Genomic DNA, 13953 nt, shown 5'->3' on the forward strand with positions numbered 1-13953 from the left:
AACCCTTTTGTAACCTTTAAAAAATCAACAAAAAGGTTACAAAAAGTGTTAAGTTTTTGTAATAATTGCGTGAAAATCTCGAGGAAAACAGCTAAAAACCCTTATTTTTCAACTTTTAGAGGCGTTTTTGTTGACATGAAATTCTCCATGAGCTAAAATATCCACGTAATGAAAAAAGGTTACAGAAAAGTTACAAGATATTTAAGGAGTGTTATATTTGAAATTAAAAAATAAAATTGCCGGTGGGTTATTGGCTTTAGCAGTGACTATAAGCCCAATGACGACAACTTTGGCAAATGAAAATTTAGATTTAATAAGTGTAAATTCAAAGAAGCTGTCGGAAGTTTCTGAAATGATTACTAACTCAATTCAAGGATTAGAAAATGTATATATTCTAAATTCTGACAAGTTAGTAGACGGAATTTCAGGGGGAGTTCTAGCAGGTGAAAACAATGGAACAATTGTACTTTTAGAAAATGGAAAACTTTCTGAAAAGTCAATGAACATTATTAACAGTGCAAAAAATGTTTACGCAATAGGCGGAGAACAAACAATCCCCGAAGATGTTGTAAAAGACTTAAATAATTACAAAGGAAGAATTACAGGATTTTCAAGATTTGATACAGCTGTAGAGCTTGCAAAAAAACTTGATAGCCACAGAAACATAATGATAGCTGACGGAGAAGCATTAGCAGACTCACTTTCAGCAACTGCATTCGCTGTTAAGAATGATATGAATATCCTTTTTACAAGTGGAGAAAATGTTCCAGAAGCTACTGAAAAGTACTTAAAGGAAAATAGCGTTCAAGAAATTTACTTTGTTGGTGGAGAATCTTCACTTCCAAGAGCGGTTAAAGAAAAAGTTTATGAAATAGCAGGTAAAGATAAATCAAGAATTGATGGGAACACCATCCATGGAAAAAACAGATACGAAACTTCACTAGCTCTAATGAAGAGATTTGGTGAATTTAACAATGTGGTTGTAGCAAATGGTAACAACTATGCAGATGCAATTTTAGCTACAGTAATTGGATCAAACCAAAAATCTCCAATGCTACTTGTTAATAACAGCAATGTTTTAGATGGTGTTAAGAACCTAAATGTAAATAAAATTTATTCAGTATCTACAAATAGCATCTCAAACAACTATTTAAAGAACTTTGTTGAAAAAGTACTTGATAAGTCAGGCGTAGAAATGCCAATAAAGGACTTAGAAGGAAATGTTATAGACAAGATTGAAAAAGAAGTTGAAAGAACTGGTTGGGTTTCACAAAACTTAAACGTAAGAACAAGTCCAAGCACAGACGCTAAGGCACTTGGAACATTAGCTAAGGGAGAAAAAATCACTGGATATATTCAAGGAGATTGGCTAAGAATTTCTTACAACAACGCAACAGCTTACATTTCAAACAAATTCATTTCAGATACAGAAGTTAAGAAAGATGAACCTAAAGAAGTAGAAGTTGCCGGATCAAACGAAAGTAATGACGGCAAAGACTTTAGCTACAGCAAGGTAATGACAGTTAAAGCAACTGCATACTCAATGCACGAAGCTGGACTTAGCTGGCAAACAGCTTCAGGTATCGACCTTAGAAAGAATCCTAAAGTTATTGCAGTAGACAGAGGAGTTATCCCTCTAGGAACAAAAGTTTATGTAGAAGGATATGGATATGCAATAGCTGGTGATACAGGTGGAGCAATAAAAGGAAATAAGATAGACGTTCATATGAACTCAGTTGGAGAATGCTACAATTGGGGAGTAAGAACAGTAAAACTTTACATCTTAAAGTAATAGTCGGAGACATAGTCTCCGATTTTTTTAATGACTTTAGTCAGTTGAGTTCGCTTGCGAACGAAACAAAAAACTACCCGCTATGCGGGTAGGTGTTCTTAGGTTATACCAAAAAAATCACCAAGTATTATAATAGAGTTGTTCAGACCTAATATAATAAGAGGTGATTTTATGGCAAATAAAACTAATTCATTATCTCACACAAAATGGATGTGCAAGTATCACATAGTCTTCACCCCAAAGTATAGACGAAAAGTGATATTTAATCAATATAGAGAAAGTCTCATAGAAATATTTAAATTACTTTGCAAATACAAAGGAGTAGAAATAATAGAAGGGCATATGATGCCAGATCATGTACACATGTTAGTAAGTATTCCACCCAAAATATCAGTATCAAGTTTTATGGGATATTTAAAAGGAAAAAGTGCCTTGATGATGTTTGACAGACATGCGAATTTAAAATACAAATTTGGCAATCGTCACTTTTGGGCAGAAGGATATTATGTGAGCACAGTGGGATTGAATGAAAAGACAATAGCAAAATATATAAGAGAGCAAGAGCAACATGATATAGCACTTGATAAATTGAGTGTAAAAGAATATACAGATCCATTTGGGAAATAGAAATTAAAAATCCCTTTCAGGGATAGGCTAAAGTGGCAAAAACAGTTAGGTTTGAACGGAGTGAAAACCAGCGCCTTGAGACGCTGGTTGGTATCCCTCGGGCTTTATAGCCCTTGAACAAACCACCCGTTTTACGGGTGGTCATGATTATTTGAACAATGCAAAAAAGAACCCGTAGGTTCTTTTTTTGAGATTTAGTTAAGATATTAAAACTCTACTCAGCTAATGCTTTTCCGAGTTCTTTACATTTTTCAATTGCTTCAGCATCTGGATCGTCATATGCTGGAAGTGGTGGATAAACTAATTTTGCACCTTTATCATTTACTCTTTTTTCCCAGTCAACCATCCACTCGCCAGTGTTCCACTCATAGGAACCAAATATGGCAATTTCTTTTCCAGGTATTTTTTCTTCACAAGCGGTAAACATAGGCTCAAAGCTTTCTTCTTCAAGCACCTCGTCACCCATTGCAGGACAACCAAAAGCAACTCTGTCAAATTCGTCCATTTTTTCTACGCCAAAGTCATCGCATTCAAAAAGAGTTACATCTGCTCCGTTTTCCTTTGCTGAATCAACTATGGCATTAGCCATTTTTTCTGTATTGCCTGTTCCTGACCAATACACTACTGCTATTTTTTTCATAAGTACCTCCATTATAGTTTTTTATAATGTCCATTGTTTCATAGCCTTTGTTATACAAATCCATAAAACAACTTTTGCAATTACAATAAGATTCAAAAATTTTTTTAGAAGACTTTGCATCGCCATACACTTTCCAAAGTCCCGTCACGATAAAATTATTTCCCTTATTGTTAATAAATCCTTCGACATCACATAGGGGGTAGTCTAAAAATATCCCTATTTCATGTGGAAATTCATCTTCAGTAGAAAGCCTTTCTTCAAGTTTTTCAAGTAGGCTGTCTTTATGAAAATCCGAATAGCCGAAGGTATGTAAAAATGCTTTAATTTTCGGACAATTCATCTTTTGTTCTAAAAGTTTTTCGTTGTAGACATATATTAAAAAGTTTTCTTTTCTCTTTCTAACTATTTCGATTTGAATATCAATGGACCGAAGTTTTAAATTTAAATCTTTTATTTCGCTGTCTACTACAAACTCTTTTTTTATGCTGAACAGACTCCCAAGTTTTATTCCTGCCAGCGTCGGGGCGCAGCATTGGATTAAAAGCTTTTGAAAAATTTCCATCACCACCTTAAATAACGATAATCATTATCGCTAAATTAATAATACCTATTTAAAATAATAATGTCAAGGGAAAAGTAAAAAAATTTTATAAAAATAAAAAAAGAGGCCTAGCCCCTTTAGTTATTCTTCATAAATAGCAATAAGTTTTTTTACAGACTCTTCTTCATCATCATTTAAAATGCAATAGTCTACATCTCTTTTTTTATACTTTTTGTCATAATAGTTTTCGCAAAGCTCTTTTGCAACAACTTTCAAATCGCCATCAATGATATGTTTTTGAAATTTTTCAATATTTTCTTTTGATATATAACCTTGCAAAAGATTTAATGAGTCAAGCAGTTCTTTTTGATAATCTAAATTTCCATATTCTTCTACCAAGTTTGTAACTCTATGTTCCAGCGGTGAGTCCACGCTAATGCAGTATGAGTTTTTCATGTTCTGTATTAATGACTTAGGAAGATATACATCACCTATTTTTGAAGACTCGCCCTCTATAAAAATCTTTTTGTCGCCATATTTTAAAAATTCTTCAAGTAATAATGACTCAAACATCTTTTGTGAAGGTTGTGGCATTAATCCCACATGACCAAGGTTTGATCCTCTGTGTTTAGCAAGGCCCTCCAAGTCCACAACTGGATAGCCCTTGTCTCTAAGGGAGTGTAATATCTTAGTTTTTCCACATCCTGTATTTCCCGTAAGAACTATTAAAGAAACATCTTCACAAGTTTTATTTAAATTTTCCCTAACATACTTCCTATAGCCCTTGTATCCACTTTCAAGGCGATGGACTTTTATATCCATGGAATTTAAAAGACTTGCAAATGACTTTGATCTGTAGCCGCCCCTTTGGCAGTACATCACTAAGTTTTTGTACTGGTGTTCATATTTTAAAACTTCTTCAACAAGGGAGGGAAGCCTCTTTGACACATAGGTAACTGCCTTTGACTTTGCAAGTTCCTTAGAATGTTTTACATAGGTTTCTCCGACTACACTTCTCTCTTCATCATTTAATAAATATAAATTAATCGCACCAGGCATGTGTTCACTTTCATATTCAATTGGTGAACGTAAATCTATATAAATTGTATTTTCAAGTCTTCTACTGTCTTCATAACTAATATCCCAATTCGTAATACCACCTCCTCATGTGGTAAAATATAATTATAAGACTAAATTAGAAAAATGTACAGGTGGTGATTACATGAGTTATATTGAAATGATAAATAATGTTAAGACCTATCAGGTAGGAAGCAATAAAATATATGCAAATAACGAGATAAGTTTTTCCATAGAGAAGGGAGAGTTTGCCATAATCGTAGGTCCTTCTGGAGCGGGGAAGTCCACTGTATTAAACATACTTGGAGGCATGGACACCAATGACTCAGGACAAATTCTAATAGATGGAAAAGATATTTCAAAGTATAACCAAACAGAACTAACTCAGTATAGAAGAGATGATGTGGGTTTTGTTTTTCAATTTTATAATCTAATACCAAACCTGACTACAAAGGAAAATGTAGAATTGGCTTCACAAATTGTTTCTGATGCGGAGGATGCAGTGGAAGTTTTAAAACAGGTTGGCCTAGAACATAGAATGGACAACTTCCCTGCACAACTTTCCGGTGGAGAGCAACAGAGGGTTGCAATTGCAAGGGCCCTTGCTAAAAAGCCAAAGCTTCTTCTATGTGACGAGCCTACAGGAGCCCTTGATTATAAAACTGGAAAGTCTGTGCTAAAGTTATTACAAAACACATGTATCGAAACGGGAACCACCGTAATTTTAATTACTCATAATCAAGCCATAACTCCAATTGCAGATAGGGTTATAGAGATTAATGACGCAAAGGTTAGAAATATTATTATTAATGAAAATCCAAAATCCATAGACGAAATAGAGTGGTAGTATGAAAGCAATTAACAAAGACATTTTAAAAGAGGTTAAAGAGTCTAAGGGACGTTTTTTTTCCATCTTAATAATGGTCACTATTGGTGTTTTGGTATTTGTGGGACTAAAGGTCACAGGGCCCATAATGCTTAGACGTGGCGACGAATTTTTAAAAGACACCAACACAGCGGACATAGTTGTAAAATCGAGCCTGGATATGGATAAAGATGATTTAGACATTATTACAGGCTATGAAAACACCAAAGACTTTGAAAAGACATTTGAAAAGGACTTTTATAACGGCAAAAAAGTTATGAGAGTTTCTTCTTTAAATGAAAAAATATCTAAGCCAATTCTTGTTGAAGGAAAATTGCCAAAAAAAGATGACGAAATTGCTCTTAATATAACTTCAAGAGAAAAATATAAAATTGGTGACAGGATAAAATTAAAAAAAGAAGAGTTAAACCCTTATGGTTTTGAAGAGGGTGACGATGGTGAATACATTCTTAAGAACTACCAGTACACAGTATCTGGATTCGTTAAAACTCCAAAATACGTTGACACTGTGGATCTAGGTTCCACAAACCTTGGTGCCGGTGCAGTGGAAGAACTTGGTTTTGTTTTAAGGGACAACTTCAACACTGACAAGTTTACATCGGTGGACATTGTTTTAAAGAATGTTAAAGACAGACGTTTTGAAAGCGACAGTTATAGCAACGCCTTAAAGAAGTCACGAGCAGACCTTGAAAATCTTTTTATAGATAGACGCTCAGAGGTATATGAAAAACAGCGTACTGAAATAATCGACAAAATTAAAGACGGTGAAGAAAAGATACAGGACGCCAGGGACAAGATTAAAGAGGGCAGAGACAAGATAAACGACGCCTATAAGAAGCTTAACGACGGCTATGACACTTATGAAAAGCAAAAGGAAAAGTATGACAAAGCCCTGGTAGAAAATAAAAAGCAATTGGACGAAGCAAAGGGCAAATTAAATTCCGAAAGGCCAAAACTTGACAATGGCAAGAAAGAAATTGATGATGCAAAGAAAAAGCTTGACGATGCAAAGAGTGAAATCGACAAGGGAAGGGCGGAACTTGACAAGGCCAAGGCGGAATACGACGCAAATGTAAAAAAGGTTGAAGACGGATTTGCTCAAATAAATAGCAAAGAGAGAGAGATAAATAACGGCATCTCTCAAATAGACAGTGGCATATCACAAATTCAAGAAGGAAAGAGCAAACTTCCAGAGCTACAAGCAAAACTTAGTCAGTCTAAGCAGTGGAAGGCTGACCTTGAAACGGGAATTGCAAATTTAAAATCTAGTATAATACAAGTTAATCAGGCCATAGCAGCCATTGATGCACAAATAAATGCGTTGGAGGCTGGTTTAGACCCGGCAAACCCTGATGAAGGGGTTAAAGCACAAATTGAAGCCCTTAAAGGGCAAAAAGATGCACTTGTGAAGAAAAAGGCTGACCTAGAGAAAGAGCTTCCAGGACTTGAAGCAAGGCTTACTGAAGTAAATAATGGAATTACACAACTTGAATCTGCCATTTCAATGATTAGTGGTGGAGATGAAAAGATTGAAGAATTAAAATCAAAAAAAGCCCAAGCCATAGCAGGCCTTGAAAGGCTAAGAGAAGAAAGAGGAAAGCTTCAAAATGCAAAGGATGCACTATCCAAAGGTAAGAGCACACTAGACGAAAAAGAGGCCGAGTTTGCAAAGGGCCTAAAGGAATATGAAGACAATTTAGCAAAATGGGAAAAAGAAAAGAAAAAATTTGACGATGGATATTCTAAATTTGAATCTTCAGAAAAGATTTTAAACGACAACATCGCCCTTTATGAAAAGGGAAAAGCTGAAGGAAAGGCCCAACTAGACGATGCACTGGCAAAATTACAGTCTTCAGAAAAAGAGATTAAAGACAATGAAAGAACTTTAGACGACAAAGAGAAAGAGGCGGAAGAAGAAATTTCCAAGGCGCAAACTAAACTTGATGACGCCGGAAGATTTTTAAAAATTCTTCTTGAACCACAGTTTAGCGTTATAAGTAGAGATAGCGACGCGGTGCTTTACAACTTCTTTGACGAAGCCAGTCGTCTTGAAATTATTAGCAATGTGTTCCCAGTGTTCTTCTTCTTTATTGCAATTTTGGTTTCCCTTACAACCATGACCAGAATGGTGGAAGAAGAGAGAATTCAAATCGGTACATTAAAGGCCCTAGGATATAGTAACCTAGATATCATAAAGAAATATTTCATTTATGGTGGTCTAGCATCCTTTGTAGGCTCCATACTTGGAGTCGTTCTAGGCCATAAATTAATCTCGCCCATAATATTTTCAGCATATGCATCACACTATATCTTTGAAAGCGGAAACATTCCATACAATTTAAAATACTCCATGCTCTCAATAGCAATCGGAGTGCTATGTACCACATTTGCAGGAGTAATCGTCACTACAAATTCGCTTAGGGAGAACGCGGCGTCACTACTTAGACCGAAACCTCCTAAGTCAGGAGTGAGAATACTTCTTGAAAGAGTGGGCTTTATATGGAAGAGACTTTCATTTATGCAAAAAGTTACAATGAGAAATCTTTTCCGTTACAAGAGAAGGATGTTAATGACCATAATAGGCATATCCGGATGTACGGGACTTATATTTATGGGCTTTGGCATAAGAGATTCACTGTCTTCCGTCCTTGAAAAGCAGTACGGTGAAATTTACAAATACGACACCATTGCAGTTTATAACAAAGACCTTAGTCCAAATGCATTTAGAGAATATAAAGAGCTTTTAAAAGATGACAAGAAGATAAAAAACTCCAAGTCAATCTACATCGACAACTTGTCAAGTGAAGCAAAAAAGGGGCCTGATCAACAAATAACCCTTATAGTTCCAGAAAATGCAACGGACTTAAAGTATTTTATAACTCTTAGAGATAGAAAGAGCAAAAACATTGTAAACTTAAAAAAAGATTCTGTTGTAATAAACGAAAAACTTGCAAAGCTATATGACCTAAAAATTGGTGACGACATAGATGTTAAAACAGAAAATAATAAGCACTATAAGCTAAAGGTTGGAGGAATATGTGAACTTTATGCCGGCCACAACATGTATATGCCAAAGGATTATTACGAAAAGGTATTTGGAGAAGAGTTTGAAGCCAATGGAGACTTAATAATTCTTCAAAGGGACAAAGATGGCAAATCATCTGACCTAATAAGACAGATTAACGACAACAAGTCGGTGGTCTCCATTATAAATATAGAAAAGCACTCAAATATTTTTGATGCCCTAATTGGGTCCTTAGACATGATAGTGTTCGTCATTATAACCTTCGCCTGCATACTAGCATTCGTTGTGTTATATAACTTGACCAACATCAATGTGTCAGAGAGACTACGGGAGCTTTCAACCATAAAGGTATTAGGTTTTTACGACAAAGAAGTTACAGCATATATTTATAGAGAAACATTTCTTCTAACAATACTTGGAATACTCCTTGGCTATTTAATAGGATACTTGATGCATCTAATTATAATAGAAAGGCTTATCCCAGATAGCGCAATGTTAGACCCGAAACTACATCTATCAAACTTCCTAATGTCAGGAGCCATTACACTTCTATTTGCAGTAGTTGTAATGTTTGTAATCCATAGAAAGCTTAAGAAGGTAGATATGGTAGAGGCGTTAAAAGCAATAGAATAGTTAGAAATAATAGAAATAAAAAAGCCACTCAAGCGAGTGGCTTTTGAAATCTAGAAGTCTATTTCTTTTCCTTCATAGATGTATTGTAATATTTTCTTCATGTCTTCAAATTCAGTTTTTCTTGGGTTAGATAATGTACAAGCGTCAGCTACAGCTTCCTTTGCAATACTATCTAATTTTTCTTTGAATTCTTCTTCAATAATACCAAAGTCTCTTAAATTATTTTTAATATCGAATTTAGCATTGAAGTCACGAATCATTTCAATTAACTTGTTACTGATTTCAAGATCAGTTCCAGTAAGTCCTAAATGTTTACCAATTTCTCCATATCTCTTTAAAGTTTCTGGGTCTTTTCTATTGTATTCAATTACATAAGGTAGGTACATTGCATTTGCATAACCATGAACAATATGTCCAGTAGAGAAAGCAGCCCCAGTCTTATGAGCTAGAGAGTGAACAATACCAAGTAATGCATTTGAGAAAGCTTGTCCTGCAAGACATTGAGCATAGTGCATTTGTTCCTTAGCATCAGCATCACCTTTGTATGAGCTTGGTAGATATTCAAATACCATCTTGATTGCGTGAAGTGCAAGTGGGTCAGTAAATACGGAATGAACATTTGAAACATAAGCTTCAAAAGCGTGAGTTAATGCATCCATACCAGTGTTAGCGGTCAATCTTGGAGGCATAGTTTCAGCAATGTCAGGGTCCACAATAGCAATATCTGGAGTTATTTCAAAGTCTGCAAGAGGATATTTAATTCCTTTGTCATAGTCAGTAATTACTGCAAATGCAGTAACTTCAGTTGCAGTTCCAGAAGTTGAAGAAATTGCTGCAAATTTTGCCTTTTTTCTCAATTTAGGAAAACTAAAAGGAACAATTAAATCTTCAAACTTAGAATCAGGATATTCATAAAATACCCACATAGCCTTAGCTGCATCAATAGGAGAACCGCCGCCAAGAGCAACAATCCAGTCAGGCTCAAACTCTTGCATAACCTTAGCACCTGCCATTACAGTAGCAACAGATGGATCTGACTCAACATTTTCAAAAAGTTTTACTTCCATACCAGCTTCCTTAAGATTGTTTTCAATCTTGTCTAAGAAACCAAACTTTTTCATAGAGCCGCCACCAACAACGATAATGGCCTTCTTACCTTCCAATTCCTTAAGAGCATCTATGGATCCCCTTCCATAGTATGTATCTCTTGGTAATGTGTATCTTTTCATATAAACCCCTCCTGTTAATTTATTATCTAACTTAAGCATACACATGCGTTAATGAATTGTCAATAAAGCAAAAGTCCTATAATATTCAAAATGTTGAAATTTCAATATTTGTTAAAAAGATGAATAGGAAATATTTTTAAAATAATTAAAATATTTTAATATTTGACACGCTTTCCTGGTTAGAAGTGGAAAGAAGTTACGACATATATTTTAATTATAATATTGAACTTACCCATTAAATATCATTCTGAGCGAAAAAAATTCGAAGAAATTTTGAAGTCGAAGAATTCTTGACCTAACAGAAGACGAAGTCTTCGTTGTAGGTCAAATGTCGATCTCGTTTCACTTTCCAATAGGAAAGTGACAGAAGTCGACCTCGCAATAGAATTGAGAAGTGGAAAGAAGTTACGACAGATATTTTAATTATAACATTGAACTTCCCCAGTAAATGTCATTCTGAGCGGAAAAATTTCGAAGAAATTTTGAAGTCGAAGAATCTCGCATTTGATTTATCAAATGCGTTCATTTTTTTCTAGCGTTTATCCTTTAAAACTTTTAGCTAGCTCTACTTCCTAGACACTGTGCCCATTATACATTAAAATAATAAATAGAAAGGAAATAGAAATGATAAAAGGTTTTTACGACAAATACATGTACACTCCAATGCCCGAAATGCATAATGAAATGATTCCAGTAACCGATGGATGTTCCTACGGTAAGTGCATTTACTGTGATTTGAATATGGGAAAGAAGTTTCGTGTATTTGACTTGAAAGATATAAAAAAATATATACGAAAAAGAGCAAAATTTTATGAGGGCAAAAGATTTACACCAAATAAATTTACCCTTCTAGAAGGAAATCCACTTTGCCTTAAAACTGAATTTCTTGTAGAGGTACTGATAGAGATAAAAGAAAACTTTCCAAAAATGAAATACGTCTCCTGCTTTGCTAGGTCCGAAGACGTTCTTAGAAAGAGCAAAGAAGATTTAAAATATTTAAAGAGTTTGGGACTTAATAGACTTTGCCTTGGAATAGAATCGGGAGATGATGAAGTTTTAAAATTTCACAACAAAGGAGTTACCACCGAGGAACAATTAAAAGCAATTAGAATGCTTGAAGAAGTGGGTATAGACTACTCATGTTACATTATGCTTGGCCTGGGAGGAAAAGAACATTCAAGAGAGCATATACTAAACACTGCAAAGTTTTTAAACAAGACAAATCCATTTGAGATAGTCGTAGTCAATTTAGTAATTTTTTCAGGAGCAGAGTTAGTTAATTATGTTAAAAGTGGTGAATTTAAAAGAATTTCACTAAAGGAGCAAATAGAAGAAGAGATATTACTTCTAGAACACTTAAATATCCATACCATTTACAATGGAACCCATAAGACAAAAATACTTCCACTTACCACAAAGATTCCAGAGAGAAAGGATGATTTGTTGAAACTATTGAGAGAAGAAGACAAAAAGACAAATAGAGAATTGTTGAAAGAAGAAAAAAAGAAATGGGGAGTATGGGATAAGGAATAGTGGGAAAGTGAAACGAAATCGACATTTGACCTACAACGAAGACTTCGACTTCTGTTAGGTCAAGAACTCGCTCACGCTCGCTCAACATGACACTATGTTAAGTTTTCATTGTAATATAGCGGTTTTGTCTTTAGGATGTCATTCTGAGCGAAAAAATTTCGAAGAAATTTTTGAGTCGAAGAATCTCGCGGAGCTAAAAATATATAGGAAAATAAAAGTGGATATAAATTGATAGCGTTCAAAACACATTACAAAACCACAGGAAAGCCTTAGCTTTCCAACAGCTTTCCAAAAGGGGTCTTGGGGCTGGCCCCAAGTCGTTGGGAGGGAAAGGGGGTTTCCAAGGGGGAAAGGAACGTACGAAACGGTTCCTTTTTCCCCCTTGGGTGAATAAAAAGTGAAAATATATTAGTAATGAAATAGTATTAAGTCACAGACTTACAAAATAAATTAGAATTTTTCATATAAAGTTTTTTAAAACTTTCTACACTTCATCCTGTCCCTGAAAGTAGAATGAAGAAATGTATTAGAAACAACTGGGTAGTAGGGCATAGCCCTACAAAACAAAAAAACAGTGGAATTAAAAAAAGGAGGCACTGCCTCCTTTTACCTTTACACTTACCCAAGAACAGCTTTTACCGCTGCCATTGTAATATAGTTATATGGTTGATTGAAATGTGGCATAAAGAATATATCTGTCAATGCCAATTCATCAATTGTAACATCCTTTTGAATTGCAAGGCTAAACATATGAATACCCATTGACACATCATATGTTGAACCAAGTTGTGCACCGATAATTCTTCTGTCATCTTTTCTATAAACAATTCTTATTTTTACCTTTGCATTAGGAACATCTTCCATAAATGCTGGCTTTTGTAAATCTTCAAAGTCAGTGTATTCCACATCAATACCATATTTCTTTGCAAGGTCAACGGACATACCAGTCATAACAATCTTATGTCCATAGATTTGCATTCCTGAAGAACCTTGTACACCAGGGCTTGCGATGTCAACGCCACAAGCGTTTAATGCAGCTACAATTCCAGAACGAACAGCGTTTGTTGCAAGAGCCACATACTCTTGAGCATCAGAAGGTTTGTAGTATATAGTTGCACAGTCACCAATTGCATAAATGTCTTCGTTTGAAGTTCTAAAGTGTTTATCAACTAAGTATGCGCCACTTCTTTCATGTCTCTTAAGGTCTTCGCATAAATAAACATTTGGAACAAATCCAATTGAATTTATTACAAGGTCTGCGTCGTATTCGCCCTTGTTTGTAACAACGCTCTTAACCTTTCCATCTTCGCCTTTAAATTCTACAACATCTTCGTTGTAAACAAGTTTTATTCCGTTTTCTGCCATTGCATCTTCAAGAGGTTTTGAAAACTCATGGTCAAAATAATTTTCAAGAATCTTGCTGTCCCTTGTAACAAGTGTAGTGTTCTTGCCAATTCTTTTAAAAGCTTCCGCAAGTTCAACTCCAATATATCCAGAGCCAACTACAACAACATTTTTAATATCTTTTCTTTCGCCAATTTCTTTAACCTTTTTAGCATCTTGGAAAAGTTTTGCAACCTCAATATTTTCCAAATCTTCACCAGGAAGCTTATTTGATCTTGGTCTAGATCCAGTTGCAATAATTAACTTGTCATAAGAATCTTCGATTTCACTTCCGTCCTTAAGTCTAACCTTAACAGTCTTTTTGTTTTCATCAACAGAAAGAACTTCCGATTCCATATGTACCTTAGCACCCTTTTCTTCAAAAACATTTTTGTTGCAATAGAAAAGTCCGTCAGAGGTTGAAATTTGTTCACCAATCCATAGTGCCATACCACAACCTAAAAAAGAAATATTATTATTTCTGTCATAGATTGTAACTTCGTTATCCTTAAAATGATCAAGGATTGTGTTTGATGCAGCAGTACCTGCGTGGTTTGCTCCAATTACAATAATTTTCATACTAATCC

The 13953-nt window shown here is 35.0% G+C and carries 10 protein-coding genes; 5 read left to right on the plus strand and 5 right to left on the minus strand.

Annotated elements, in window-relative coordinates:
- Positions 1-217: 217 nt before the first annotated feature.
- Together WKS98_RS07965 and tnpA are read left to right on the plus strand one after the other, a co-directional pair.
- Positions 218-1792: a cell wall-binding repeat-containing protein gene (locus tag WKS98_RS07965; RefSeq protein WP_498918354.1), complete on the plus strand. Its 1575-nt coding sequence runs from the start codon at positions 218-220 to the stop codon at positions 1790-1792.
- 171 nt (positions 1793-1963) lie between these two features.
- Positions 1964-2419 (plus strand): IS200/IS605 family transposase, encoded by a 456-nt coding sequence (gene tnpA / locus WKS98_RS07970; RefSeq protein WP_237036064.1) that lies wholly within the window; start codon positions 1964-1966, stop codon positions 2417-2419.
- 214 nt (positions 2420-2633) lie between these two features.
- Here the strand turns inward: tnpA and WKS98_RS07975 are convergent, their stop codons facing one another.
- The 3 genes from WKS98_RS07975 to mnmH all read right to left on the minus strand — a co-directional run bounded on the left by WKS98_RS07975 (position 2634) and on the right by mnmH (position 4755).
- Positions 2634-3059, minus strand: a complete 426-nt coding sequence (locus WKS98_RS07975) for a flavodoxin (protein ID WP_498918355.1) — start codon at positions 3057-3059, stop codon at positions 2634-2636.
- Positions 3001-3621, minus strand: a complete 621-nt coding sequence (locus tag WKS98_RS07980; protein WP_498918357.1) for a DUF3793 family protein — start codon at positions 3619-3621, stop codon at positions 3001-3003. The genes WKS98_RS07975 and WKS98_RS07980 overlap by 59 nt, the downstream gene beginning before the upstream one ends.
- 120 nt (positions 3622-3741) lie before the next feature.
- Positions 3742-4755: a tRNA 2-selenouridine(34) synthase MnmH gene (gene mnmH / locus WKS98_RS07985; protein WP_498918374.1), complete on the minus strand. Its 1014-nt coding sequence runs from the start codon at positions 4753-4755 to the stop codon at positions 3742-3744.
- A 67-nt stretch (positions 4756-4822) separates the two neighbouring features.
- Here mnmH and WKS98_RS07990 point away from each other — a divergent pair, with 67 nt between their 5' ends.
- Together WKS98_RS07990 and WKS98_RS07995 are read left to right on the plus strand one after the other, a co-directional pair.
- Positions 4823-5524, plus strand: a complete 702-nt coding sequence (locus tag WKS98_RS07990) for an ABC transporter ATP-binding protein (protein ID WP_498918359.1) — start codon at positions 4823-4825, stop codon at positions 5522-5524.
- Between the two features lies 1 nt (position 5525).
- Entirely contained in the window at positions 5526-9221 is a 3696-nt protein-coding gene (locus WKS98_RS07995; RefSeq protein WP_498918361.1) for an ABC transporter permease, read from the plus strand.
- A gap of 50 nt (positions 9222-9271) precedes the next feature.
- Here the strand turns inward: WKS98_RS07995 and WKS98_RS08000 are convergent, their stop codons facing one another.
- Positions 9272-10450, minus strand: a complete 1179-nt coding sequence (locus WKS98_RS08000; RefSeq protein ID WP_498918363.1) for an iron-containing alcohol dehydrogenase — start codon at positions 10448-10450, stop codon at positions 9272-9274.
- Between the two features lie 624 nt (positions 10451-11074).
- Here WKS98_RS08000 and WKS98_RS08005 point away from each other — a divergent pair.
- A complete protein-coding gene (locus WKS98_RS08005; RefSeq protein WP_498918365.1) occupies positions 11075-11983 on the plus strand; it encodes a radical SAM protein in 909 nt (302 codons plus the stop codon).
- A 618-nt stretch (positions 11984-12601) separates the two neighbouring features.
- Here the strand turns inward: WKS98_RS08005 and nox are convergent.
- A complete protein-coding gene (gene nox / locus WKS98_RS08010) occupies positions 12602-13945 on the minus strand; it encodes a H2O-forming NADH oxidase (RefSeq protein ID WP_498918366.1) in 1344 nt (447 codons plus the stop codon).
- Positions 13946-13953 lie beyond the last annotated feature (8 nt).

This window comes from Lagierella sp. ICN-221743 (genome assembly GCF_037890055.1).
Taxonomy (GTDB): Bacteria; Bacillota; Clostridia; order Tissierellales; family Peptoniphilaceae; genus Mediannikoviicoccus.

Excerpts from the sequence above, each read along its gene's own strand:
- tnpA (WP_237036064.1), top strand. The coding sequence starts at position 1,964 with ATGGCAAATAAAACTAATTCATTATCTCACACAAAATGGATGTGCAAG.
- WKS98_RS07975 (WP_498918355.1), bottom strand. The coding sequence starts at position 3,059 with ATGAAAAAAATAGCAGTAGTGTATTGGTCAGGAACAGGCAATACAGAA.
- WKS98_RS07980 (WP_498918357.1), bottom strand. The coding sequence starts at position 3,621 with ATGGAAATTTTTCAAAAGCTTTTAATCCAATGCTGCGCCCCGACGCTG.
- WKS98_RS07990 (WP_498918359.1), top strand. The coding sequence starts at position 4,823 with ATGAGTTATATTGAAATGATAAATAATGTTAAGACCTATCAGGTAGGA.
- WKS98_RS07995 (WP_498918361.1), top strand. The coding sequence starts at position 5,526 with ATGAAAGCAATTAACAAAGACATTTTAAAAGAGGTTAAAGAGTCTAAG.
- WKS98_RS08000 (WP_498918363.1), bottom strand. The coding sequence starts at position 10,450 with ATGAAAAGATACACATTACCAAGAGATACATACTATGGAAGGGGATCC.
- WKS98_RS08005 (WP_498918365.1), top strand. The coding sequence starts at position 11,075 with ATGATAAAAGGTTTTTACGACAAATACATGTACACTCCAATGCCCGAA.
- nox (WP_498918366.1), bottom strand. The coding sequence starts at position 13,945 with ATGAAAATTATTGTAATTGGAGCAAACCACGCAGGTACTGCTGCATCA.